This is a genomic window from Staphylococcus pasteuri (assembly GCF_030547725.1).
GTDB lineage: Bacteria > Bacillota > Bacilli > Staphylococcales > Staphylococcaceae > Staphylococcus > Staphylococcus pasteuri.
Genome location: NZ_JAUOQO010000877.1, coordinates 1 through 240 on the forward strand (window position 1 = coordinate 1; position 240 = coordinate 240).

The window sequence follows — 240 nt, forward strand, 5'->3', positions numbered from 1 at the left end:
TAGCCAGTCCGCTTCCTTTAGCTCATTAGCTTCATTCAAATTAAATAGGGTATCTATAATTTGTGAAAAGCTACTAGCGACATCTTTATTACGTAAAAGCGCAGGAAACTGTCTAATTTGAACCGAATTATTGTTTACCACATTGACAATAATTCCTAAACGCTCAAAGTATGATTGATTTGATTCTAAAAATTGTAACTTAATCTTATCTAACTCAATTTTCACCGGTAACAATAGAGG

1 protein-coding gene is annotated in these 240 nt (G+C 32.5%); it reads right to left on the reverse strand.

The genetic code is table 11. The annotated features are described in order from the left end of the window. The coding region (locus Q4528_RS15790) for a hypothetical protein (protein ID WP_303522680.1) at positions 1 to 240 on the reverse strand (240 nt) is incomplete at both ends.